Genomic DNA, 23,022 nt, shown 5'->3' on the forward strand with positions numbered 1-23,022 from the left:
GCTCAGAGATCCAACACCAGCCGCTCCGACTTCGCACGCGACACGCAAATCTGCATGACCTTGTTGGACGCCTTCTCCTCATCGCTGAGAATGACGTCGCGATGATCGGGCACGCCTCCGATCACGCCGCACTGGCAGATGCCGCAGTCGCCGCGCTGACAGTCGTACAGCACGTCGAGCCCCGCCGCTTCCAGCGCCTGGATGATGCTCTGATCGGTCGCGACCGTGATGACCTGTCCCGTCGACTTGAGCTCGACCTCGAACGGCTGGTTCGGTGAAGTGGGCTGCTCCGCCTTGAACAGCTCGAAATGGATGCGGTCTGCCGGGATGCCCTTGGCGAGCGCCGCCGCCTTCACCGCGTCAATCATGCCGGCCGGCCCGCAGACATAGACGTGAGCGCCTGCGGGTGCCTCGCCAAGCACGGCTGCGATATCGAGGCGGGATTCATCGCTGTCGTAATGAACCGCCAACCCCTCCGAACAGATTGTCTGCAACTGCGGCAGGAACGCCAGCAGCCCCGGCATTCGCCCGGCATAATGCAGGCGATATTGCGCTCCCTGCGCGTTCAGCTTAGCCGCCATCGACAGGATCGGCGTAACGCCGATGCCGCCGGCAAACAGCAACGCCGGCGCGGCGCCCTCGTGAAGGCCGAAATTGTTGACCGGCGTGCTCGCCCGGATGACGTCGCCGACCTGAAGGGCATGCATGAACTGCGAACCGCCGGTCGACGCCTGCTCGCGCAGCACCCCCAGCGCAACGGCGCCCTTGGGCAGGCCCGGCAGCGCCATCAGGGAATACGGCCGGTCGCCTCCACCCGGCAGCAGCACGCGAATATGCGCGCCCGCTTGCCAGTCCGGCACGGCACCGCCCTCCACACCGAACACGACGCTGCGAATGACTGGCGTCTCCGCAACGACCGACTGCACTCTGAGCTTGAGTGGATGCGCGTCCATTCGGGCATCTCATATTATATGAATTTGCATATTTTTATACATGTAATAATTGCCTGTCAATCGTCGAAGCGATGGGACGCCGAGGCTGCCAGGAAAGGCCCGGCGCCCGGGCGACCGCAGCTCTTCTGCGGCGATCATGGCGCGCGCAATCCATTCGGCGGGCAAAACGCTTTCGATCCCTGCCTCGAGAAACCGCGAGATGCGCACGGCGCACCAGCGCCGTCACAGCGGTTGGTCGGGTTTGCAACGTCTCTGGGATTACGCAGGCAGCCCACACAGTCGACGATCGCGAGCGATCGCCATCGATGCATCACGGTTCGAGCGATCGTGACTACATGTCGGCGGTTGCTTCAGCTGCAGTTACGGAAGGCCGCTAGGTCCCGCTCGGCCCGGCATACGAGACCGCGAGCGTCGCCAGAACCGTCCGGTTGCTGATCTCGAGCTTGCGGAAGATGTGATGCAGATGAACCTTGATGGTACCGTCGGCCACTTTCAGACGGCGGCCAATCTCCTTGTTCGATAGGCCTTCCGACACCAGGTTCATGATCTGACGCTCGCGCTCCGTCAGCATCGCGAGATATTTCTCCGGCATCACGGTTTGCGTGCAGGAGATGGCCTCCTCCCCCGGGGCCGGCGGCAGCATCTTCTGGCCATCCGCGACCTGCCGCAAAGTTTGTATGAGGGTCTCAGGCTCCTCGTCATGGAGCATGACGCCGTAGACCCCCGCTGCCGCCAGCATCGCAAGATCGCGATCCTCAACGGAGGTAGCCAGAAAGACGAGCCGCACGGCAGATGTCTCGATGTCGAGCATTGCCTGCTCAAAAATGTCAGGCATCGACATGTCCAAAATGGCTATATCGGGCGCAAGACGCCGTATTGCCTCGAAACAGCTCGCACCATCATTGCAGCGAGCAACAACCTTGAAATCACGTTCTGCTTCGAGCAGGCAGTTGAGACCCAATAAAACAACAGGATATCTGCTAGCAATCACCACACGACTGAAATGCATTTAAGGCCAATCCTCAGTCCCCCAGTTCAGCTCGGCGCCCAATTGAATAATAAACTACTCCAATACGAAGCTTTTTCGTAAGGATTTGTTGTCGCGGACACCCCGTGAATTTACTGCCTGGGTGTGCCGACAGGCGCATTTCCAGCAACGGGTGATCGCAGCGCCGATCCGACTCACCCCAAGCGAGCGTCAATCAACAGGCGTCCCGGCTCGCACCCGTGACATCGCCCGCTTCTCATGGCGAGCACCATCCGAAACAATGTCTATAACCAACGGTATATAGGGATATTGGGGATTAGCATTTAAAATTCCTAAATATTTAGGAGTGGGCTCGAGGCTTTTTTCGTCCTCAGGCCTGGCTAGTTCGATCGGCCAAACCTGAGAAATGTTTTTGCTACGCGTTGTTTTTTAGCTGGGTGGATCAACAAAATGCGCCGGATTCAACCGACCCGCCCATTGTTTCATTGTAGCGTCCGGGAGAGTTTCCATGAGACGGCGATATTCCTTTGCTATTGTGCTTGTTGGTGAAAACAGTCTTCGTAAGGAAGGTCTTGCTAGAATTCTGAACTCGGAGAGTTTTCAAGTCCTGACTTCGATATCCGATGCCGATGATTTGCTCGGCGACGATGCGCCCCAGAGGACCTCAAGCAGTTCGGCATTGCTGCTCCTCATCGTTCACACCGGCGATGATTTTCGCCCGACGATCGACCAAATCGAGTCCTTCAAGCGTCGCCACGCCGATGGACGCGTAGCCGTCGTCGCAGATCAATATCGTGTGAGCGATCTGGCTGCCGCACTCCGGGCCGGTGCCACGGGGTACTTCATCGACGTGATGAATTGCGATGCGTTCATCAAGTCCATCGAACTTGTCATGATGGGTGGGACGGTGTTCCCGCCGGCGTTCCTGACGTCCACGCTCGACGCCGAAGAACGCGACACGGACGATGCTGCAACACCCACCGATGACGATCCCGCCGTCGCAGAGGCGGATGACAGGCTCGCGCGGCAGCTTTCGCCGCGGGAGATCTCGATCCTGCAGTGTCTGATCGAGGGCGATTCCAACAAGTGTATTGCCCGCAAGATCAATATTGCCGAAGCCACGGTGAAGGTTCACATCAAGGCGATCCTTCGCAAGATTCGGGTTCAGAACAGAACGCAGGCGGCGATCTGGGGCCTCAATCATCGCCCTGCGGCCTGGCCGAAAACCAATGGGTCTGCGCATCAGACCGCCGACGCCGAGCGGCCCCTGCCGCCGAAGAGAGAGCTTCCCAAGCTCGCGAGAGCGAGCCGGCCGGCGCCCCTCGGCACAATCGACCACGCGGCGAACTATTTTGAGGTGCCCCTCACCAACGGCCACGCCCGCACGGGCATGAGCTCAAAGATCGACGCGGCGATCCGGCTTCGGAAATAGCCGAAGCCGTGTTCTCTGACATCCTGCCGGGTAACCCCGGCGGGATGTTGAGCCGTGGCGCATAGACGCATGCGACTCGCGACGGTGGATGCGGGCTGGCAAGGGGGCACGAATGGCCCGGCTTCTTTTTTCATTCGCATTGCTTGTGGGCTTGTCTGGTGTCGCCTGTGGGCAGACCGCGCCCGAGATCGCGCCAAGCGGAAAGCTGCGCGTTGGCATGATTGCGATTACTGTGCTCGGTGGCGTAGCTGAGCCTGTCGCGAGGTTCATTGGACAGAAGTTCGGCGTGGCCGTCGAACCCGTGATGTATCCGAGTCCGGATGCCTATCTGCAAAGCTTCGGCAAGGATGAATGGGACATCGCGATCGGGCCGCGCGTCCTTGCTCCTGCGGACAAGGCCGATTCCACGGCGGACCTCTGGGTCATCAGCCTTGTCTACGTCGCGGCACCGGGAAAGGAATTTCCCGATATCGCCTCCGTCGACAGAACAGGTGTGAAGATCGGCACGATTCGCGGCGCCCCTTCCGAGCGTGTGTTGGCGCGGGAGATCAAGGCCGCTGAGATTGTCCGTATCCCGCTTAGCCCCACTATCGCAGCCGACGCGGCCGAGCTGCTGCGCTCTGGCAAGGCGGATGTCTTCGGGGCGGACTCTGGCGTCGGGTATCCCGCTGCTGATGCCTTGCCGGGCGCAAAGATCGTGCCGGGCGCCTTTGCGATGGTTCGCGTGGCGGCGGCGTTACCGAAAGGCCGATCAGCCGCAGCGCAGGCTGCACTTGCGACGCTCGTCGACGAAGCAAAGCAGAGCGGCGTCGTGCAGAAGGCGATCGACGCGAAGGGCCTCAAAGGTGTGAACGTCGCCACGAAGTAGCGGGACACGCGCGATCCAATGGCCAGGTTCACCCCGAGCGCATCTCGATTATCGCATGTCGCCTATTGGCCCTTCGCGGCATTTGCTGCGGTTGCACAAAGATGGTCGCTGTTGGCGCAAGCGACATCACCGACGATCCACCTCTCCCTTGGGAGAGGTGAGATGCGCGCGTGGCCAAAGCGACGCGATCCAGGTTCGTCACACCCTAGCGTTCGCGCAACGCTTCCTGCTGATGACTGGCGAGCGGCGAAAGCAAATAGCTGATGATCCTGCGCCGGCCCGTCTTGATCTCAACCGTCACCGCCATGCCGGGACCGAGCTTGACCAGCTTGTCCTCCACCTGCATCTGCGTGCGGTCGAGAGAAACGCGCGCGGCGTATTCCAGCTCCTGCCCTCGTGGCTCGCTGCCGCCCTGCCCGCCTCCCGGCGTCCGGTCATTCGACGCGCCTTGGGGTTTGTCGCGGGTAATGGCGTCCGACGATACGCTGAGAACCTCGCCATCGAGCAGCCCGTAGCGCGTAAAGTTGAACGTATCGACCTTGATCGCCGCCCGCTGTCCCGGATGAACAAATCCGATATCGCGGTTGGAGAGCATGGCTTCGATCTCGAGATGGCTATCACTCGGGACCACGACCGCCAGTGCCTGCGCGGGCGAAACCACGCCCCCCACGGTATGAACGGCAAGTTGCTGCACGACGCCATCGACCGGCGCGGTCAACTGCTGAAACTTGGTCCGCTGCTCGGCCTTCACCACCTCCTGCGCCGCACTCTTGGCCTTCTGCTCCGCCTTTGCGAGCGCGTCGTAGGTGGACCGTCGATATTCAGCATCCGCCCTGTCCCGCGTTTCCTTCAGCAAGGCCATGGCGGCGTCGGCTTCGCGCAGCCGGCTCTGCTGCACGATCAGATCCTGCTGGAGGCCGACCAGGTCCTGATACTCCGACAGATAGGTGACCTTCGAGCCGAGCGCCTTGTCGAGGAGCGTTTTCCGGATTTCGACCCGTTCCGTGAGCACGGGTATGGTGGCCTGGATCTTCGCGACATTGACCGCAATGGTCGACCGCTCCGCCTCCTTCTGGCCTTGCTGGCGTTCGATCTCGGAAAGCTTGGCTTGCTGCTCCGCGCGCTGGCTGATCAGAAACTGGCGATGCAGCTCGATATCGGCCGCAGTTGCGCCCTGCGGCGGCTGGAATGCAGCGAGCGGATCGCTGGCGAGCGCCGCCCGAAGCCGCGCCACCTCGAGCTCCGCGGCCAGCAGGTCGCTCCGGTAACGCTCCTGATCGGCGCCGGTCATCGTGGGGTCCAGCTCGATCAGGACCTCGCCGGCCTTCACGCTCTGGCCGTCGCGGACATGGATCGCACGCACGACACCCATCTCGAACGGCTGGATGAGCTTGGTGCGCCCGCCAGGCACGATCTTGCCGCTCGCCGTTGCGACGATATCGACGTGACCAAACCACGACCAGACCAGCGCGAGGCAGAATGCGGCGATAATGCTCGCCCCGATGGCGCGACCGATCGGCGACGGCGGCGATTCGGTGATTTCGAGGGCCGCAGGGAGAAATGCGATCTCGTGCTGGCGGCGGCGAACCTCGGCCTTCGGAAACGGGATGATGTTTCGGCTAGCGAGCGTCATGGAGCCCCGCCTGCAGCTGGTGCAGCCTCGCATACCGCCCATTGGAACGGATCAACTCATCATGGTTGCCGTCCTCGACGAGGCGACCGTGCTCGATCGAGATGATGCGGTTTGCGTGACGTACGGTGGAGAGCCGATGCGCGATCACGAAGACCGTGCGGCCGGCGGAAATCCGCTTCATGTTCTGCTGGATCGCGCGCTCGCTCTCGTAGTCGAGAGCGCTGGTGGCCTCGTCGAAAATCAGGATGCGCGGGTCGGTGACAAGCGCCCGGGCAATCGCGATCCGCTGGCGCTGTCCGCCGGAAAGGCTGCTACCGCGCTCGCCCACGACGGTGTCATACCCCTCGGGCAGCTCCAGGATGAAGTCGTGAGCGCCGGCGAGCGAAGCCGCCGCGATGACGCGCTCGATCGGCATCGCCGGATCGGCGAGCGCGATATTGTCACGAATCGATCGGTTAAAGAGCACGTTTTCCTGCAACACGACGCCGATCTGACGGCGCAGCCAGGCCAGATCGACCATCGCAAGATCGACGCCATCGACCAGCACGCGTCCGCTTTCCGGCACGTAGAGACGCTGGATCAGCTTCGCGATGGTGCTCTTGCCCGAGCCGGACGAGCCCACGATGCCGACCACCTGCCCGGGATCGACGCTGAACGACACGTCATGCAGCACTTCGGGACCGTCCATGCGATAGCGGAACGTCGCATGCTCGAATGTGACGTGACCGCGGATCTCCGGCAGCGCGGCCCGGCCGGGACCGGAGCTTGGCTCGGGAATGGTGTTGAGGATGTCGCCGAGACGATCGATCGACAGGCGGGCCTGATGGAAGTCCTGCCAGAGCTGCGCAAGCCGAAGCACCGGCATGCTCACGCGCGTCGCCAGCATGTTGAATGCGACGAGCTCGCCGACCGTCAGCGCACCGTCGACCACGAGGCGAGCGCCGAAGTAGAGCGTTGCCGCGGCCACCAGCTTGTTGATCATCTGGACCGACTGGCTCGCCGTGTTGTTCAGGCTCAGCACGCGGAAGCTCGCAGCCACATAGGCGGCGAGCTGCTCCTCCCAACGGCGTTGCATCTGCGGCTCGACCGCCATCGCCTTCAGCGTTTCCACGCCGGCGACGCTCTCGACCAGGAACGCCTGGTTCTCCGAGCCTCGATCGAATTTCTCGTCGAGACGCCGACGGAACAGCGGCGCAGCGCAGGCTGAGATACCGATGTAGAACGGAAATGACGCGAGCACGATGAACGTCAGCGACGTCGCGTAATAGAACATCACCGCCAGGAACACGAAGGTGAACACCAGATCGATCACCAGCGTGAGCGCCGAGCTGGTCAGGAACTGACGGATATTCTCGAGCTCGCGAACCCGCGCCACTGAGTCTCCGACGCGGCGCGTCTGGAAATAGGCGATCGGCAACGCCATCAGATGATGGAACAGCCGCGCGCCAAGCTCGACGTCGATGCGGTTGGTCGTATGCGCGAACAGATGCACACGCAGCGTGCCGAGAATGGTCTCCAGGACGGTCAATACGACAAGGCCGGTGACCAGCACGTCGAGTGTGCTCATGCCGCGGTGCACCAGCACCTTGTCGATCACCACCTGGAAGAACAGCGGCGATACCAGCGCAAATATCTGAAGGAAGAACGATGCGACCAGCACTTCGCTGAGCAGGCGCCGATACTTGTGGACCGCCCCGACGAACCAGCTGATGTCAAAGCGCCGGGAAGTATCGGTCAGCGCCGCACGACGCGTCATCAGAATGATGTCGCCGTCCCAGATGGCCTCGAGTTCGGCTTGCCCCATCATCTCGGGCTGGGGAACCAACGGGCGCTGAACAAGCAGCTTGTCGTCGACGATCTTGCCGAGAATCAGGAAGCCGCCGTCGCGCAGCACGGCGATCCCCGGGAGCGGCGTCACCGCAAGCCGGTTCCAGTCCGTTCGTTGCATCCGGGCCTTCAGCCCGAAATTCCTGGCGCAGCGTATGATGTCGGTGACGCCAAGGCGGTCGGTGCCAACCCGGTGTCGAATCTGATCCGGATCGGCGGCGATCCCGTGACACCGCAGCAAGACCGCAAGCGCCATTGCACCGGATTCATCGCCGTCGCCCTGTTGGACAGGGGTCGCCTCAGCGGCACTATCGCGGCGGCTGGACCAACGAACCGGCATCGAAAGCATGCGGACGTATCTCGTCAGCCTTTCGCGCAGATGCTGCATCACGTTGCGCCCGCGGACGCCCAAACCGGTGAAGGGATGAAGCACCCGGCGCGCGGCGTGCCGCGACTCGGTCGAGATCAGACGGCCGTCCCAGATGGCCTCGAATTCGGCGCGCGTGAGGCGCTTCGGTTGCGACGAAGCTGGATGCAGCACCAGCGCTTCGTTGCCGTCGACCTTTCCGAGCAGCAAGAATCCGCCATCCTGCAAGGCAGCAATTCCGGGCAGCCGGATCTTCGCAAGCTGGGTCCAATCCGTCGTCCACGAACCCGCCTTGAGGCCGAACTCGCCGGCGCAACGAAGCATTCCGCGGACACTGGTCGCCCTGCTCCCGCAAAGATCACGGATCTTGTCGGAATCGGCATTCACACCATGAAGTCGCAAAAACAGGGCCAGGGCTCTGAGCCCGAGCTCTGCGGCATCGGCATTTCCATTCTGGATCGCCATCAATCAACTCAACCGTTCTACGGTCACACGACCGGCTTCGACAAATTCCCTTTCATGCATTCACAAAGAACGAGACAGCCTCGTTGCCCGGCGTCGTAAAGTTCGTGCCGCGCCGCAGATCGGCGGCGCGGCACGCCGGGTGGACAGCCGCATCAATGCTGCGGCCTGGTCAGAAACGCCTCTTCGCCCCAGCGCCCTCCCTGCGCATTGGTCGCGACGAACTGCCCGCCGGTGCCGTTGTGGCCCGCCAGGTATTGATTCAGCAGCGCAAAACTCCGATCGGCCGCCGATGCCGTGTGCGTGGTCGTCGCCGGCCGAGGATCCGTCACCGTGATGCTCTGCGAGGTCGACGTCGTGACGGAGCCCGTGGTGGGGTCCTTTCCGCTCGCCGTGAACGTGAGCGTGGCGACCGGATGGCCGCCTCCCCGGTAGTTCGACTGCAACGTCAAGCCGCTGTCGACCTGCGCAGCGGTCAGCGTGATGTTACTTCCGCGGTAGGTGCGGCCATCGAGATTGTCCGTGATGGACTCGTATCTCGGCAGCCCGGTGATGTTGACGCTCACCGCGTCATTGGGATCGGCGGTCTTCACGCTGACGCCCAAGTCGACTGTCCCGCCCCTTCCGTTCACCGTCAGCGAAGTATCCGCGATCGAAAGCACCGGCGCGACTGACGGCGTCGGATTTGATGGCGTACCGCTCGTCGGATCGATCTGGAGACCGGCGAAGGTCTTCACCGCGCCGGCAAGATTGGCGGCGGCGCCGCTGGCATCGCTGATGCTCGCGCCGCTGGGAAGGTTGACCCCGGTGATCGCGAGTGCCGACGTCGCGGTATCGGTCGACGCGACCTTCGTTTGGAAGGTGAGCGTGCCGGTTCCCGAACCGCCAACATAGGTGGCGGTGTTTCCGTCATTGAGCGACAGCGTCGGCGTGCCGACGACGTTCACCGCTTCATTGAAGCCGAGCGTCAATGTGACGGTGGCGCCCAAATGCTCGGTCCCCGTCCCCGGCGAAGCGGTAACCTGGCTCACCGCCGGCTGGACCGGTGGTGTGGTCGGCTGGGTCGGTGGCGTAGGACTCGTCGGATTGATCTGGAGGCCGGCGAACGTCTTCACCGCACCGGCAAGATTTGCGGCAACGCCGCTTGCGTCACTGATGCTCGCGCCGCCCGCAAGGGTGACCCCGGTCACGGCAAGGGCCGACGTCGCCGTGTTGGTCGACGCAACGGTCGTTTTGAAGGTGAGCGTGCTGGTCCCCGAACCGCCGACATAGGCGGCGGTGCTGCCATCGTTGAGCGTCAACGTCGGCGTGCCAGCGACGTTCACGGCCTCGTTGAACCCGAGCGTCAATGTCACGGTATCGCCAACATTTTCGACGCCCGTCCCCGGCGAAGCCGCAACCTGCGTCACCGCCGGCTGGACCGGTGGTGTGGTCGGCTGGGTCGGTGGCGTCGAAGGAGTAACGTTCGCGCCAGTGACCGTGTCGCCGCCGCCGGCGGCTTGATAGAGCTGGACCTCGGCGATCTGCATCGGCATCGACGAGGGCGTCGAACTATCGAGCACAGTATGCCAGCCGGCCGCGTTAGAGTTCGCGACCTGATTGCTCATGATCAGCTGCATCGGCTCGTTCGGAATCTGGACCTGCGCGCTGGTCACGGTCGCAATCTGCTTGCCGTCGAGATACCAGGTCATCGATTGGCCTGGCACCCAATTGATGCCGTAGGTATGGAAGCCGGCCGTGAGGTCGACGCCGGTGTCGACCGTGCCGCCGACCGTCCCTGAGGGGGTGTGAAGATGCCAGGTGAAGGCCTGGTTAGCCGGCCCATTGCCGGTATATCCCCCCTCCTGGATATCGATCTCGAAATTGTCGCCGCTGTTCGAGCCGGCGCCGGGCATCAGCCACAGCGACGGCCAAGCACCGTCGCCGCTCGGCGCCTTCATGCTGATCTGAAGGTAACCGCCGTCGAATTCGAAATTGCCATAGCTGCTGACGGCGCCGGACGTGACCGGAAACGTCTGTGCGGTGCCCTGATTGATGCCGCTGACCTGCTGCCTGATCGCCGTGAGATCGAGGAGACCATTAGTCACGGCCACCTGGCTCGGCATCTCGTAATCGGCGTCGTATGCGCCGCCCGGGCCGCTGCCGCCCGATCCATTGCTATTCCACGCCCAACCGCTGGCGGCGCGGCTGGTGATGTAGTTGTGCCAATAATTGTCCAGTGTCGTCCCGGAGAAGTTCTCCTCGTAGACGAGATTGCTCGACGTGAAACCTGCTGGCGCGGCCAGGGCCATTCCATGTTCCTTCCAAAGATTGAACGAAGAATTCCACTGTCGCGAACCGCGCGACATACCACTGTCGCGAACTGCGCGACCATTCCACTGTCGCGAACCGCGCGACATACCGCATGCCCGCCGCACGCGATGGCGCGGGCACATTCCAACGCAGTGGAGATTTTGAGGTACGCCCCTTCGACTGCTGGGCGATTGGTTAATAATCAAGTATGGCGAAAAATGGCTTCGAATGAGCTTTCACACAGGCGTTTGCGGCCGTTGCGCGCCTTATTCACACAATATTTTGGCGCTGACGCCTTAGTTCGATTGGGATTTCATTCTCGACAGCGCGCGCGGCGAGATCATCGGCATCGTCGCCGCCGCCCTGAGTCGCGCTGTGCGGCGGGCGGGTCCGGCCGCGCGCGAAGCTAGACGTGACGATATCCGTCAGGGTTCATCAGCTGCCAGTGCCAATGATCGGCGCACATCTGCGCCAGCGACCGGGCTGATTTCCAATCCAGCGTCCGTTGCGCAAATGTCGGATCGGCACAGCAGATTGCGACATCGCCGGTCCGGCGTTCCGCGATCTCATACGGAATTGACCTGCCGCTCGCGGCCTCGAAGGCGCGAACGACCTCAAGAACACTGCTGCCGCTTCCCGTCCCCAGGTTGACCGTGAACACGCCGGGCTGCTCGAGGTGGCGCAACACGCTGAGATGACCGGCTGCAAGGTCGACGACATGAATGAAATCCCGGATGCCGGTGCCGTCAGGCGTATCGTAATCGTCGCCCCAGATCCTGAGCTTCGCGCGCTTGCCGATCGCGACTTGCGCAACCAGCGGCACCAGATTGTTCGGAACGCCGATCGGGTCTTCGCCGATCAGGCCGCTTTCATGCGCACCGGCCGGATTGAAATAGCGCAGGATGCCAATGCGCCAATCGTCCTCGGAGCGATGCAGGTCCTTGAGCATCTCTTCGATGAAGAGCTTGGTGCGGCCGTACGGGTTTGTCGGCGCCAGCGGATGCCGTTCGTCGAGCGGCAAATAGGCCGGCGCGCCGTAGACGGTAGCGGACGAGCTGAAGACCAGCGTCTTGACGTCAGCCCGTTTCATTGCCGACACCAGCCGCATCGTTCCCACGACGTTGTTGTCGTAGTAGGTCATCGGATGAACGTTGGAATCGCCAACGGCCTTCAGGCCCGCAAGATGGATGACCGCGGTCACGCCATAGGTGCGAAGGACATGGTAGATCGCGTCTTCATTGCGGATGTCGTCGCAGCAAAACGCGAGCGGTCGTCCGCAAATCGCTTCGACGCGCTCGAGAGCGGCGCGGTTGCTGTTACAGAGATTATCGATCACCACGACATCGAACCCCGCATCCAGCAGCGCGATGCAGACGTGGGTCCCGATGTAGCCGGCGCCTCCAGTCAGCAAGATCATGTCAGTCACCGTGTCGGTCCAACAGGCTCTTCGTGCAATGCGGTCCCCGCGCTAGGATCTCCGGATCAGGGCGCGCGACGACAGTTGCTGTGACAAGGCGTCGGCCATCCCGCCGAGCCGTGTCGTGGTGTAGGCAAACGCGGTAAGGCCAAGGCCGGCGATGATCGCCCCGGCCCGCCGCGCCGAGTCGAATTTGCCGCGCATCGCCGCCATGAGTTCGCTCGCCACGGCGCGCGGCAACACTTCGCGAACGTAGCGCTGCTCGGTCTTGAGCCCGTCGCCGGACCCCGAGATATTCCTCAACACCGCCTTGGCGGTGCCCTCGATCAGGCAGCGATGCACGAAGTACGTCCACGTGGTGCGTTGCGCCGGCACGGCATGGTGCACCCGCGCACGTTCCCGATATGCAAAGTAGCCGCCGGGGTACAGGCGCGAGGCCCGGATACACAGTTCGGTCTCTTCGCAGCTCTCGGCCTTGCCGCCAAACCTCGCGCGGCCGCTGACCGAAAATCCGGACTTGCGACGTCCGAGGTCCGATGTGAAGCCGCCGGCGCTGCGCAACACGTCGGCACGCACCGACATGTTGGCGCCGATCGGATTGCGGATGCGCCCGTCCTGCACGTCCATGCCGGCATAGGTGCAGCCGACGACCCAGCCGAACTCGGCAGGAAACCAGGAAGGCGGCGGTGCTTGCCACAGCGGCAGCACCGGTCCCCCCGCCCCCAGCACCGCTGGATCCCGGTAGGCCTCAAGCAGGTCCTCGAGCCAGCACGGGTCGGCAGCGGCATCGTCATCCAGGAAGACGATGACCGGCGCCGTCGCGTGCTCCGTTCCTGTCATGCGGCCACCGGACAGGCCCGGTTGTCCGGCATTGGCGAGAACGGTGACGCCGCCGATCTCCCGCGCGGCACGCGCGCGCAAGGCTTCGTTGTTGTCGATCACCAGGATGATTTCCTTAGGAGCGCGCGTCTGGGCGCGGACCGACGCTACTGCCCGCTGCAATTCGCCCCAGCGGTCGAGCGTGTGCGCGCAGATCACCACGGATGCATCGGTCATCGCACCGCCCGCCCGCTGTCCGAAGCCCGGTTGGTTTGCCGGGACTGCGTCGCCCGCGCTGTCGCCGCCTTGAAGACGTTCCAGATCGCGCTTCCGTCATTGCGGATATCGAACTGGTCGTGCTCGTCGGCGGGAAAGCGCCCGCTGTCCTGACGTGACACGAGGCGCCAGACCAGCCAGCCGGCACAATTGGGATCGCGCTCGAGCTTGTCGAGCCACATGGTGTAAGCTGAAGCGGAATCCGCGTTGGAGCGGGCGTAGCCGAACTCCTCGAGCAGGACGGGCTTGTTGACGCGCGCCGCGATCTGGCAGAACTCGGTGATGGTGTCGCCGAATTGCTGAGTCGTCAGATTGTAGTAGAGCGGATAACCATGCCAGGTCCCGTAATCGAGGGTGGCGATCGTCAGATCAGACAGCTTGTCGGCAACGGCGGCATTGCCGGCGTTTCCTGAACTGACGAGATGATTGGGATCGAGGAATTTGACGTAGGCCGACATCTCGGTGGTCCAGGCGAGCCGCAGGCTCTCCGGATTCGCATTGCCTTCGTTCATCAACTCCCAGGCCATGATCACCGGATCGTCGCGGTAGGCGATCCCGGTAATGGGGTTGACGCGCTGCACGACATGGCGAACCCAGCTCATGTAGTCGCGCCGCGTGCGCCGGTCGCGAAAGAAGAAGCCGGACTTGTCCTGGCTGCCATACCAGGCCCGCATCTGCTGAGCACCGCCGGTATAGTCCCAGAAGTCCAGGAACGCGATGATCAGCTTCAGGTGTCGCTTGCTGGCTTCGGCGATCAGGAAATCGACCTTCTGCATCCCGTTGATACCATCGTTGAAGGCCATCCCGCCTTCGCGATCGTCCCAATAGATCAGAAAGGTCCCCTTGACGCCGAGATCGCTGGAGTCGGCCTTCATCCGCCACTGCCAGATCGTCGCCATGCTGCCGTCAAGCGAACCGATGACGGGCTGAAGAAAGGTGCGGACCACGTTGGCGCCCATCGCCACCGCGTCGTCGAGCACGCGGGTGACTTCGGCCTCCGAGCCGAAGGTGAGATAGTGGTTGTTCACGCCGGTCACGAAGAACGGCTTGCCGCCCGCCGTGAAGCGCGTTCCCTCGGTCTTGACGAACGGCGTTGACGGCGGATTGTCTGCTGCTTGACCGTCGGCCGCGCTGACGATCGTGGGGGCACACAGCAAGGCAAACACCAGTACGCGCAGTCCAGTGTCGCGCAGCCTGTCTTTCGCCCGTTTCCATCCAACAATCATGCCCTCCACGTGACTATTGCGCGCAGCCGAGCGCAACTTCCCCGAAGGGTTACTCCCTTCGGCATCGCGCTCCGAAGGGCTCGGAGGCCGTGACGCGCTGCACCCGCGCATCACTCGGATTGCTGGATTGCATGCCACATTCGGCTACCCACGCTGCCGAATTGCAGGCAGTCGATGTGCCGCACCACCTCCATCGCGAACGCCCGTGAGCTGCACATGTGAACATCGATCAGTGCATCGACCATGGTGCGTCGGCCGGTCCACAGCTGCGCCATGATCCCATCCGCCGACGCACATGAGTCGATCGCGGCGACCTGACCTGATTCAAGCAGGGCCTCCGTGATCTTGCTGATCAGCAGCGCCCCTGGGGAAAAGCGCGCGTAGGATGCATCGAAAGCGGTCTTCCACGTATAGGCTTTGCGACCGCTGTAGATCAGGACTTGCCCAGTGATCGCAACGCCGTCGACGGACAGCAAGGCGACCGAGGCGAGATTGTGTGCGGCGAGGTTTCGGATCAGCCGGCGGGCAAACTGTGCATCGCCGGCGTCGCACAGCAGCGCTGTACCCTGCTTGCCCTTCCAGCTCGCCGCCTCGAGCGCGAGAAAGACCTCGAACGCCGCTTCCGCTTCGGGGGCCGTCCGGCCGTTCACGATCTCCACCTGTCCTGTCGCAGACAGCCGATTCCAGTCCTGGCGCAGCTTCTTGCGGGTCGCACCCGACTTCTTGATCCCTGAGCACCGATCGGCGAACGGGCGTTCGACGCGAACAAGCTCTCGGTGCTGACCCACGCCCTCGAGCTGGCGGAGCATCGCCGGATAGACGACCGGGTCGGCTTCGAAAGACCGCAACCGGATGATTTTGGGCAAGCGGATATCGTGCCTGATCACGTCAAAAAACGCGGCCATCACTTCGTCGGCACGGGCACGGTCGATCACAGCATTCGAGGTGGACGCGTAAATGGGGATGGCTTCCAGGAATGCGGGCGTCGCAGGCAAATTGCGCCTTTCGCACAGGGCCCAAAAGCCAACCGGACAGCGGGGGTTCATCCCCTCGTCCCATGCGATCAGAACGTGGATGTCGGCAAAACCGGTATCGGCGGCGGCAAGCAACGCCGCAGGATGCATGAATGCATTGCCATCGACGCGCGCAATCAACTCGTCCCACGGCCCGCAGAGTTCGGCACTCGGTGAGCACCGATACGCGGAAATCGATCCATTTCTTGACGGCTGCCAGCCCACATTCATGCGCCCAAATGACCTTGCTGACCGGCCAGGCGCAACGTCCCCGAGGGGTTACCCCGCCTGACATCACACATCCGGGCGCTGTTTGGGCATAGTTTTGCGGCCGATCGCCCTGGCGTGGCCGCGTGCCGACGGATCGATCGGCGCTGCCTTCCCGCAAAGTCCCGCGGTCACGGCGGGCAACGAACTGAACGGGCTCGGGGCGTGAATGCGCGTTTGCCTGCATCTTGATCCGTCGCGGCTGCTGCGCTGGCATCTATGGCTGGCGGAGGCGCTTGCCGAAGTGCCCGGCAACGAAGTCTCATGCACGTTCGGGTCCGATCGCCACCCGATGCCGCGGATTTGCCGCTTGCTGCTCGAACTCGAACGGCTGGTCTACGGCGTTCGCGAAGATGGCGCCACCGATTCCGTGCCGGCCGCGCTTCGGGCACTGGCGCCCTCGTCCAGCACACCGGATGTCGTCATCAATCTCAGCGGCGAGAAACCCGTTACCAATGCACGGCGCGTGCTCACACCGCATTTCAACGGAATCGCCGGCGAAATCGGGGCGATGGCCGCGCTGGCGAACGGCGAGGACCTGCTTGTCGAACTGCACGATACAACGTGCCCCTGGAGCCCGTGGGCTGCGCGCCCCGCCAGCGCAGACCGCGACGTGCTCGCGGTGACCCTTGATGGCACCCTCTCATGCGCCGTCCTCTTGATCCTCAAGGCCGTGCGCGAGGACAAGCGGTCAGTTGCATCCGAGGCCGCCCGCCCACGGACAAGCGGGCTTCCCGGCGGCTCTGCGGCCCTCAGATGGGCAGGTGGCACGATCGCATCGAAGGCCGCGCGTCTCCTGAATATCATTGCGAAGGGCGGCCGGATGTGGGGCGTCGGCTGGCGCCTCGACGAGGGGAAAAGCCTGCTCGACCGGGGCAAAGCCGTCTTCAAGATGCTCGCTGCGGATGCCGACAGCTATCTGGCCGACCCGTTTCCGTTCAGCCATCGAGGGCAGACCTTCATCTTTGTCGAGCAGTACTCCCACAGGAAAAAGCGCGGATGCATTGCCGTCGTCACGGCAAACCGCGACGGCACTGCGGGCGAGCCGCGGATCGTCCTGGAGGAAGCGCACCATCTCTCCTATCCCTTTGTGTTCGAACGTGACGGACAGATCTGGATGATCCCGGAATCCGGGGCGGCGAGAAATGTCAGCCTCTATCGTGCAATCGAATTCCCCTACCGGTGGGCCCGGGAAGCGTGCCTGATCGACCGCGTCGAGGCCTACGACTGCACGCCATTGTTTCGCGACGGCCACCCGTGGTTCTTCGTCAGCCCCAGACGGTGGCGATCCTCGTCATGGGACATGCTCGATATCTACAGCGCGGAAAGCCTGACCGGGGCCTGGGTCCCCCATGCCGCAAATCCCATCCTGATCGACGCCTCGCTCAGCCGTCCTGCAGGCGCCTTCATCGAGCACCGTGGCCAGATCCTGCGCCCGGTCCAGAATTGCTCGCGCGGTTACGGCGATGCGGTAACGCTCTGCCGGATCGATGCGCTCGGGCCATCGGAATTCGCCCAAGCCCCGGTCGGTGTCATTCGAGCCAAGGGCTTCGGCTGCCACACCTACAACCGCAGCTCCGGCCTTGAGGTGATCGACGTGTTCGGTCGCGTGGGGCAATTGCGGGAGGTCACGGCCACCTGTGAGCCGTTCTCGGCTGCGGTTTCAGCCTCTGTCGAACGGCAACCCGCCTGGTCCTCGGTATCGGCCGGTTTCGGCTAGACAGAACTCATTGCAGGGCGGCGTCGGTGATGCAGAGCCATTCCGCGGAGGCACAAAGCGAATAACTACAAAGAGCTAATCATCTATCGCGCTTCCACTGGGCAGCGGCATCAGCAATCCTCCTCATCACAGGCTAGCTGGAAGAGGGCCGCCCGGAGAGAGTTCAGCGTATTTATCTCCCGATCTCTTTTTAGTTGCGTCTTGATTTTGTCACGTGCGGGAGGTGCGCATATGGGCCGATCGAGCACATCCGTGGATGTGGCCGTGATAGGAGCCGGCCCCTACGGCTTGTCGCTTGCCGCACATTTGCGCGCGCGCGGTGTGGAGCACCGGATCTTCGGTGAGCCGATGGGCCCCTGGAAGCACAACATGCCCCGCGGCATGCTGCTGAAGTCCTATCCCTGGGCAACGTGTCTCTCCGATCCCGCATCGGAATTCACCGTGAAGTCGTTCTGCAGCGAACGCGCCCTGCCCTATCATGACGTGCTGACACCGCTGACGCTCGAGCGGTTCATCGAGTACGCCGAGGCCTTCCGGATGCGGTACGTGCCGGCGGTGGAGAGCAAGGTTCTCACCGCGTTGGAGGCCGCAGGCGACGGCCTTCGTGCCAGCTTTGACGACGGCGAGACGGTCAACGCGCGGCGCGTCGTGGTTGCAGTCGGCCTGCATCTGTTCAAGCACCTGCCGCAGGACGTCGCGCATTTCCCTGCCCAACTGTGCTCGCACAGCGGCGACTATGGCCCGCTCGACCCATTGGACGGCAAGGACGTTATCGTGGTCGGATCCGGATCGTCGGCGACGGACCTGGCCGCGCTGCTCCACGAACGCGGAATCTCGGTTTCACTCGTTGCACGCGCACAGCAGCTGCGTTTCGCCAACCGGCCCCGCAACCGCTCTTCCATCGAGCGGGTGGTCGCGCCATTGAGCGGTATCGGCCCGGGCTGGGGCCTGTCGGCCTGCGCGAAGTATCCTCGGCTCGTCCAGCTGCTGCCGGAGCAGCGTCGCATCCAGCTCGCCAACCCCAAGGCGCTGGGCCCCCTGGGCGGCGCCTTCGTGAAGGACCGCGTCGTCGGAAAGGTGCCGATGTGGCTCGGCACCTCGATCCAGGGCATCGAGATCCGCAACGGCAAGGTGCAGCTCAACGTAGTCAATGCCGGCCGGCCGGCGCTGCAGACCGACCATGTGATCTTCGCGACCGGATACAAGGCCGACCTAAGCCGGCTGGGCTTTCTGGACCAAACACTGCTGCGCCGCATCCGCCAGGTCGAGGGGGCGCCGCAGCTTTCATCGCATTACGAGACCTCGGTCCCGGGCTTGCATTTTATCGGTCCCGCCGCGGCAAACAGCTTCGGCCCGGTGTGTCGGTTCGTCTACGGGACCCATCACCCCGCTCGGACTCTCGCACAATACTTGTCAAGCATACTTGTACGCGCGCGACCTGCGCTCCAGGTCCGGCCTTTTGATCGCACGGTGTTGCCATGAACGCTCCTGTCGCCAATAGCCTGTCCTACATCACCAAAGTACCGGCACCCGACGCGATCAATCTCGCGCTGGGACGGCCGCTGATGATGCCGCGCGTGAGCTTCGTCGTCCCGACGCTCAATGAAGCGAAGAACCTCCCCTGGCTGCTGCCGCGCATCCCGACATGGGCGCATGAAGTCATCATCGTGGACGGGCGTTCGACGGACGACACGGTCGCCGTAGCGCGCGGCCTGCGCGAGGACGTGAAGGTCGTGATGGAGCCGCGCCGCGGCAAGGGCGCCGCGCTGCAGGCCGGATTCCGGGCCGCCACCGGCGACATCATCGTCATGATCGACGCCGACGGCTCGATGGTGCCGGAGGAAGCGATCGTCTTCGTCGGCGCGCTGATCGCCGGCGCGGATCTGGTCAAGGGCTCGCGCTTCCTCCAGGGCGCAGGGACCGACGACATGTCGACGTTCCGGATGCTGGGCAATTGGGGCCTCACCATGATGGTGCGCATGCTCTATGGCGGCTCGTTCTCCGACCTGTGCTACGGATACATGGCATTCTGGACCAAGCACGTCCCCACTCTCAACTGCGACTGCGACGGCTTCGAGATCGAGACCCTCATCAACGTGCGGGCGCTGAAGAACGAGCTGAACATCGTCGAAGTCGCGAGCTTCGAGGCTCCGCGCATCAGCGGCTTGAGCAATCTGCGCGCCATTCCCGACGGCTGGCGCGTCCTCAAGACGATCCTGCGCGAGAAGGTGCGTTCTCCGGTCTCGCTCGTCGCCTATGGTTATCCATAGCCGGTACGGGCGGGACGCAAGTCCACGATGACGGTGGTTGAGCCGCATGCGTATCCTGATGGTTGCCGCCCGCTGCTACCCGTTCGTCGGCGGTATCGAAACCCACATCCATGAGGTCGGTCCCCGCCTGGTGGCGCGCGGTCACTCGGTCGACGTGCTCACGACCGATCCATCGGGAAAATTGCCGGTCGCGGAGAACGTCCGCGGCATGTGCGTGCGGCGCGTGCCGGCCTGGCCGAGGGAATTGGATCTCTATGTCGCACCACAGGTCTATACGGCGATCCGGCGCGGCACATGGGATCTGATCCATTTCCAAGGCTACAGCACTTTTGTGGTGCCCATCGGACTGCTCGCGGCCGTCCGCGCCAAAGCCCCGTTCGTCCTGACCTTCCATAGCGGCGGGCATTCCTCGCGGTTGCGGAATGCCGTGCGCGGCACCCAACGCGCACTGCTCCGGCCGCTGCTGGCGAAGGCCGCGCGGCTGATCGGCGTCTCCGAATTCGAGGCCAGCTTCTTCAGCACGAAGATGGACATCCCTCGGGAGCGGTTTGTGGTCATCCCGAATGGCGCCGCGATGCCGGCCGCCAGCCCCGGCGTCAAGGTCGATCCGTGCCTGATCGTCTCGAGCGGCAGGCTGGAGCGCTACAAGGGCCATCACCGCCTGATAGCGGCGATGCCGGGCTTGATCCGCAGGATGCCGAATGCGCGCCTGCACATCGTCGGAACGGGGCCTTACGAGGGCGAACTCCGCCGTCTCGTCAGCGCGCTTGGTCTTGACGATCGGGTCACCATTGCGGGCATCCCGGGATCCGAGCGGCAGAGAATGGCCGACCTGCTGGCGAGCGCCGGCCTGTTCGTGCTGCTGAGCGACTACGAGGCCCATCCCGTCGCCGTGATGGAAGCGCTGTCGCTGCGCCGGCCGGTCCTCGTCAGCGACACGTCGGGACTGCGGGAGCTCGCAACCAACGGCCTGTGCCGCGCGCTTCCGCTCAACGCCAGCCCGGACGAGACCGCCGCCGCCATGGCCGAAGAGCTCGAGGCGCAGCGAGAAATCCCCGACCTGGCCTTGCCGGATTGGGACGCCTGCGCAGAGGCGCTGAGTGACGTTTATCGTGATGTGGCGGGCAATCCGTCGACGGTCGGTCTCCCGCACGACGGCGCACTGGGCTTGCGATCCGCCATCAGGGCACGCGGCGGATGATACGGGCCTATTTCAACACCGAAACCACGATCGCGCCGGCGCGAGCCTGGATGCATTCCATCCTTGGCATTATCGGCCCTGACCTGCGCGGTGGCGACACCGAGACCGCGCCGGATTCCGCGAACTCGAATTGGATTGCGGCGCTGTGCCTGGTCGTCGCCGTGGCCCTGCTGCTGGTTGCGGCCGGACAGGGAGCCGGTCGTCGCGGCAATGACGTGGCGCCGCTGCTGTTCTGGTCCGGTACCCTGCTGGTGGTCGTTCCGACCAGCCTTCGCATCGCTTGGCCGAATGTGGCCCGGGGCGAGCGTCTCTTCCTCCTGGTTCTCCTTGTCGGCGCCCTGTTCTTCCACAAGACCATGTATTCGCCCACGGGCTTCGCGCACCATGACGAATACCTGCATTGGATCGCGGCTGAAGATCTTACGACCGCCCGCCGGCTCTTTCTGTCCAATCCGCTCTTGCCGATCGCTTCGGTGTATCCCGCGCTCGAGATCGTGACGACGGCAATCACGAATCTCACCGGCTTGCCCATTTTTGCGACTGCGACCCTCCTGTTGGCAGTCCTGAAAGGCACCCTCATCACCGCCCTGTTTCTGTTCTACGAGAGGATCACGGGGTCTCCGCGCATCGCGGCGATCGCCTGCCTGACCTACATGGGTTGCTCGACCTTCGTGGTGTTCGAGTCGATCTTCTCCTACGAGAGCATCGCCTTCGTGCTGTGCATCTTGATTCTCGCGGTCGAGGCTGCATCGAAGGATCTGGTCGGGCGATCAAGATCGAGCGCGCTCATTCTGATCGCGCTGCTCGTGGCGAGCCTTGCGGTCGCACATCACCTTACGGCAGCCTTTGTCGCCTTCTACCTTGGCATGCTGGCGGCCCTGGAGGCCTCGCGGCGGGACGTCTCGCTCCGGGTCCAGGCGAGGATCGCCATGGGCGCCACCGCAGCACTTGCCATCGTCATCCCGCTGGTATGGGTGCTGGCGCACGGCAATCCTTTCACAGGTTACGTCGGCCCCGTGGTCGAAACCGGGTTCAAGGCACTGCTGGCGAAGCTCATGGGCACCAGCACCCCGCAATCAGAACACGTCAGCCCGCCGTCCCAGCCCATCTTGCTGCGCCTGACCACCTTGCTCGCGATCCTGCTCACTTCTGTCGGGCTGGCGACGGGCTTCTTTCGATCGCTGGCCATGACAGCACCGGTCAACCTGCGGTCAGGCTGGCGTCCGATTCAGGGCATCCTCAAACGACGCTGGCGCGACAGCCGCGTCGTGCTGCTCACCTTGCTGGCCTGCGGCTTTCCCATTTCGGTTGCATTCCGCTTGACCGTGAACGGGTGGCAAATCGGCAACCGGATGGGAACGTTCGTGTTCATCGGCGTCGGATTGGTCTTTGCAGTCGGTATCGTCCATTTCTGGCAGGGCCGCGGGGCACGCGGATGGCGCCTGATCGTACCGCCCGCAGCGATCTCGGTCATCGTCATGGGCGGGGTCACGGCAGGTTCGATCGAACCGATCCGTGGACCTTACAAGGTGTCGTCGGACGCGCAGTCCATCGAGCGCATGGGAATCGAGACGTCGCTCTGGACCAAGGAATGGCTTGGGCCAGGCAATCGCTTCACCAGCGATCGGGTCAATCGTCTGCTGCTTGCCGGCTACGGCCGGCAGGACGTGAGAAACAAGATCAACCCGGCCATCTACGCTGCTCGCGTGTTCAGGCGTGACAAGCTCGGGGCAGACGATTTCTACGCTCTCGCCAGGAGCGATCTTGATTTCCTGGTGGTGGATCTCCGTCTGACCACCGCGCCGCCAGTCCTTGGTTTCTACTTCGAGCCATGGGAACCGCAACAAGGAACGCAGCTCACGGCCGACGAGCTGCTGAAGTTCAATGACGTCAAAGGTGTCTCCCGCACTTTCGACAACGGCTATCTCATCATCTATGACTTGAGAGGACTGCATGGCGAGCCCTAGCAAGCGGGACCTGCTTGGCGCCTG

General features: G+C 63.3%; 16 protein-coding genes. 7 read left to right on the plus strand and 9 right to left on the minus strand.

The features are described 5' to 3' along the window. Nucleotides 1-2 precede the first annotated feature (2 nt). Both FBZ93_RS04090 and FBZ93_RS04095 read right to left on the minus strand, forming a co-directional pair. The gene (locus FBZ93_RS04090; RefSeq protein WP_146984652.1) at nucleotides 3-953 is read right to left on the minus strand and encodes a PDR/VanB family oxidoreductase; all 951 of its coding nucleotides are present in this window, start codon (nucleotides 951-953) and stop codon (nucleotides 3-5) included. A gap of 373 nt (nucleotides 954-1,326) precedes the next feature. Beyond that, nucleotides 1,327-1,962: a LuxR C-terminal-related transcriptional regulator gene (locus FBZ93_RS04095; protein ID WP_246667349.1), complete on the minus strand. Its 636-nt coding sequence runs from the start codon at nucleotides 1,960-1,962 to the stop codon at nucleotides 1,327-1,329. Between the two features lie 487 nt (nucleotides 1,963-2,449). On the opposite strand from FBZ93_RS04095, the gene FBZ93_RS04100 reads away from it, so the two are divergent. Both FBZ93_RS04100 and FBZ93_RS04105 read left to right on the plus strand, forming a co-directional pair. Continuing rightward, nucleotides 2,450-3,373 carry a LuxR C-terminal-related transcriptional regulator gene (locus tag FBZ93_RS04100; RefSeq protein WP_146984653.1) on the plus strand — a complete coding sequence of 308 codons (924 nt, stop codon included), beginning with the start codon at nucleotides 2,450-2,452 and terminating at the stop codon, nucleotides 3,371-3,373. Nucleotides 3,374-3,485: 112 nt separating this feature from the next. Beyond that, nucleotides 3,486-4,241 (plus strand): transporter substrate-binding domain-containing protein, encoded by a 756-nt coding sequence (locus FBZ93_RS04105; RefSeq protein ID WP_167528905.1) that lies wholly within the window; start codon nucleotides 3,486-3,488, stop codon nucleotides 4,239-4,241. Between the two features lie 205 nt (nucleotides 4,242-4,446). Here the strand turns inward: FBZ93_RS04105 and FBZ93_RS04110 are convergent, their stop codons facing one another. The 7 genes from FBZ93_RS04110 to FBZ93_RS04140 form a co-directional block, all read right to left on the minus strand. Then, complete coding sequence (locus tag FBZ93_RS04110; RefSeq protein ID WP_146984655.1) at nucleotides 4,447-5,874, minus strand: HlyD family type I secretion periplasmic adaptor subunit; 1,428 nt, start codon at nucleotides 5,872-5,874, stop codon at nucleotides 4,447-4,449. Further along, nucleotides 5,861-8,533: a type I secretion system permease/ATPase gene (locus FBZ93_RS04115; RefSeq protein WP_146984656.1), complete on the minus strand. Its 2,673-nt coding sequence runs from the start codon at nucleotides 8,531-8,533 to the stop codon at nucleotides 5,861-5,863. The genes FBZ93_RS04110 and FBZ93_RS04115 overlap by 14 nt, the downstream gene beginning before the upstream one ends. A gap of 152 nt (nucleotides 8,534-8,685) precedes the next feature. Continuing rightward, a complete protein-coding gene (locus tag FBZ93_RS04120) occupies nucleotides 8,686-10,821 on the minus strand; it encodes a glycoside hydrolase family 16 protein (RefSeq protein ID WP_167528906.1) in 2,136 nt (711 codons plus the stop codon). A 407-nt stretch (nucleotides 10,822-11,228) separates the two neighbouring features. Further along, nucleotides 11,229-12,239 carry a UDP-glucose 4-epimerase GalE gene (gene galE, locus FBZ93_RS04125; RefSeq protein WP_167528923.1) on the minus strand — a complete coding sequence of 337 codons (1,011 nt, stop codon included), beginning with the start codon at nucleotides 12,237-12,239 and terminating at the stop codon, nucleotides 11,229-11,231. Nucleotides 12,240-12,290: 51 nt separating this feature from the next. Beyond that, nucleotides 12,291-13,280 (minus strand): glycosyltransferase family 2 protein, encoded by a 990-nt coding sequence (locus FBZ93_RS04130; protein ID WP_167528907.1) that lies wholly within the window; start codon nucleotides 13,278-13,280, stop codon nucleotides 12,291-12,293. An 11-nt stretch (nucleotides 13,281-13,291) separates the two neighbouring features. Continuing rightward, nucleotides 13,292-14,560, minus strand: a complete 1,269-nt coding sequence (locus FBZ93_RS04135; protein WP_208763953.1) for a glycoside hydrolase 5 family protein — start codon at nucleotides 14,558-14,560, stop codon at nucleotides 13,292-13,294. A gap of 110 nt (nucleotides 14,561-14,670) precedes the next feature. Next, nucleotides 14,671-15,804 carry a GNAT family N-acetyltransferase gene (locus FBZ93_RS04140; protein WP_146984660.1) on the minus strand — a complete coding sequence of 378 codons (1,134 nt, stop codon included), beginning with the start codon at nucleotides 15,802-15,804 and terminating at the stop codon, nucleotides 14,671-14,673. 205 nt (nucleotides 15,805-16,009) lie between these two features. On the opposite strand from FBZ93_RS04140, the gene FBZ93_RS04145 reads away from it, so the two are divergent. The 5 genes from FBZ93_RS04145 (at nucleotide 16,010) to FBZ93_RS04165 (ending at nucleotide 22,998) form a co-directional block, all read left to right on the plus strand. Beyond that, entirely contained in the window at nucleotides 16,010-17,560 is a 1,551-nt protein-coding gene (locus FBZ93_RS04145; RefSeq protein ID WP_146984661.1) for a glucosamine inositolphosphorylceramide transferase family protein, read from the plus strand. 231 nt (nucleotides 17,561-17,791) lie between these two features. Then, nucleotides 17,792-19,042, plus strand: a complete 1,251-nt coding sequence (locus FBZ93_RS04150) for an NAD(P)-binding domain-containing protein (RefSeq protein WP_146984662.1) — start codon at nucleotides 17,792-17,794, stop codon at nucleotides 19,040-19,042. Next, nucleotides 19,039-19,830 carry a glycosyltransferase family 2 protein gene (locus FBZ93_RS04155; RefSeq protein ID WP_167528908.1) on the plus strand — a complete coding sequence of 264 codons (792 nt, stop codon included), beginning with the start codon at nucleotides 19,039-19,041 and terminating at the stop codon, nucleotides 19,828-19,830. Before FBZ93_RS04150 ends, FBZ93_RS04155 begins: the two co-directional genes overlap by 4 nt. 46 nt (nucleotides 19,831-19,876) lie before the next feature. Beyond that, entirely contained in the window at nucleotides 19,877-21,031 is a 1,155-nt protein-coding gene (locus FBZ93_RS04160; RefSeq protein WP_146984663.1) for a glycosyltransferase family 4 protein, read from the plus strand. Continuing rightward, complete coding sequence (locus FBZ93_RS04165) at nucleotides 21,028-22,998, plus strand: EscU/YscU/HrcU family type III secretion system export apparatus switch protein (protein ID WP_146984664.1); 1,971 nt, start codon at nucleotides 21,028-21,030, stop codon at nucleotides 22,996-22,998. Before FBZ93_RS04160 ends, FBZ93_RS04165 begins: the two co-directional genes overlap by 4 nt. Nucleotides 22,999-23,022: the final 24 nt, after the last annotated feature.

Origin of the sequence: Bradyrhizobium macuxiense (genome assembly GCF_007993935.1) — a bacterium.
In the GTDB taxonomy this organism is placed as follows: Bacteria; Pseudomonadota; Alphaproteobacteria; order Rhizobiales; family Xanthobacteraceae; genus Bradyrhizobium; species Bradyrhizobium macuxiense_A.

Coding starts and splice junctions, on each gene's coding strand:
- FBZ93_RS04090 (WP_146984652.1), bottom strand. CDS start 953: ATGGACGCGCATCCACTCAAGCTCAGAGTGCAGTCGGTCGTTGCGGAG.
- FBZ93_RS04095 (WP_246667349.1), bottom strand. CDS start 1,962: ATGCATTTCAGTCGTGTGGTGATTGCTAGCAGATATCCTGTTGTTTTA.
- FBZ93_RS04100 (WP_146984653.1), top strand. CDS start 2,450: ATGAGACGGCGATATTCCTTTGCTATTGTGCTTGTTGGTGAAAACAGT.
- FBZ93_RS04105 (WP_167528905.1), top strand. CDS start 3,486: ATGGCCCGGCTTCTTTTTTCATTCGCATTGCTTGTGGGCTTGTCTGGT.
- FBZ93_RS04110 (WP_146984655.1), bottom strand. CDS start 5,874: ATGACGCTCGCTAGCCGAAACATCATCCCGTTTCCGAAGGCCGAGGTT.
- FBZ93_RS04115 (WP_146984656.1), bottom strand. CDS start 8,533: ATGGCGATCCAGAATGGAAATGCCGATGCCGCAGAGCTCGGGCTCAGA.
- FBZ93_RS04120 (WP_167528906.1), bottom strand. CDS start 10,821: ATGGCCCTGGCCGCGCCAGCAGGTTTCACGTCGAGCAATCTCGTCTAC.
- galE (WP_167528923.1), bottom strand. CDS start 12,239: ATGATCTTGCTGACTGGAGGCGCCGGCTACATCGGGACCCACGTCTGC.
- FBZ93_RS04135 (WP_208763953.1), bottom strand. CDS start 14,560: ATGATTGTTGGATGGAAACGGGCGAAAGACAGGCTGCGCGACACTGGA.
- FBZ93_RS04140 (WP_146984660.1), bottom strand. CDS start 15,804: ATGAATGTGGGCTGGCAGCCGTCAAGAAATGGATCGATTTCCGCGTAT.
- FBZ93_RS04145 (WP_146984661.1), top strand. CDS start 16,010: ATGCGCGTTTGCCTGCATCTTGATCCGTCGCGGCTGCTGCGCTGGCAT.
- FBZ93_RS04150 (WP_146984662.1), top strand. CDS start 17,792: ATGGGCCGATCGAGCACATCCGTGGATGTGGCCGTGATAGGAGCCGGC.
- FBZ93_RS04155 (WP_167528908.1), top strand. CDS start 19,039: ATGAACGCTCCTGTCGCCAATAGCCTGTCCTACATCACCAAAGTACCG.
- FBZ93_RS04160 (WP_146984663.1), top strand. CDS start 19,877: ATGCGTATCCTGATGGTTGCCGCCCGCTGCTACCCGTTCGTCGGCGGT.
- FBZ93_RS04165 (WP_146984664.1), top strand. CDS start 21,028: ATGATACGGGCCTATTTCAACACCGAAACCACGATCGCGCCGGCGCGA.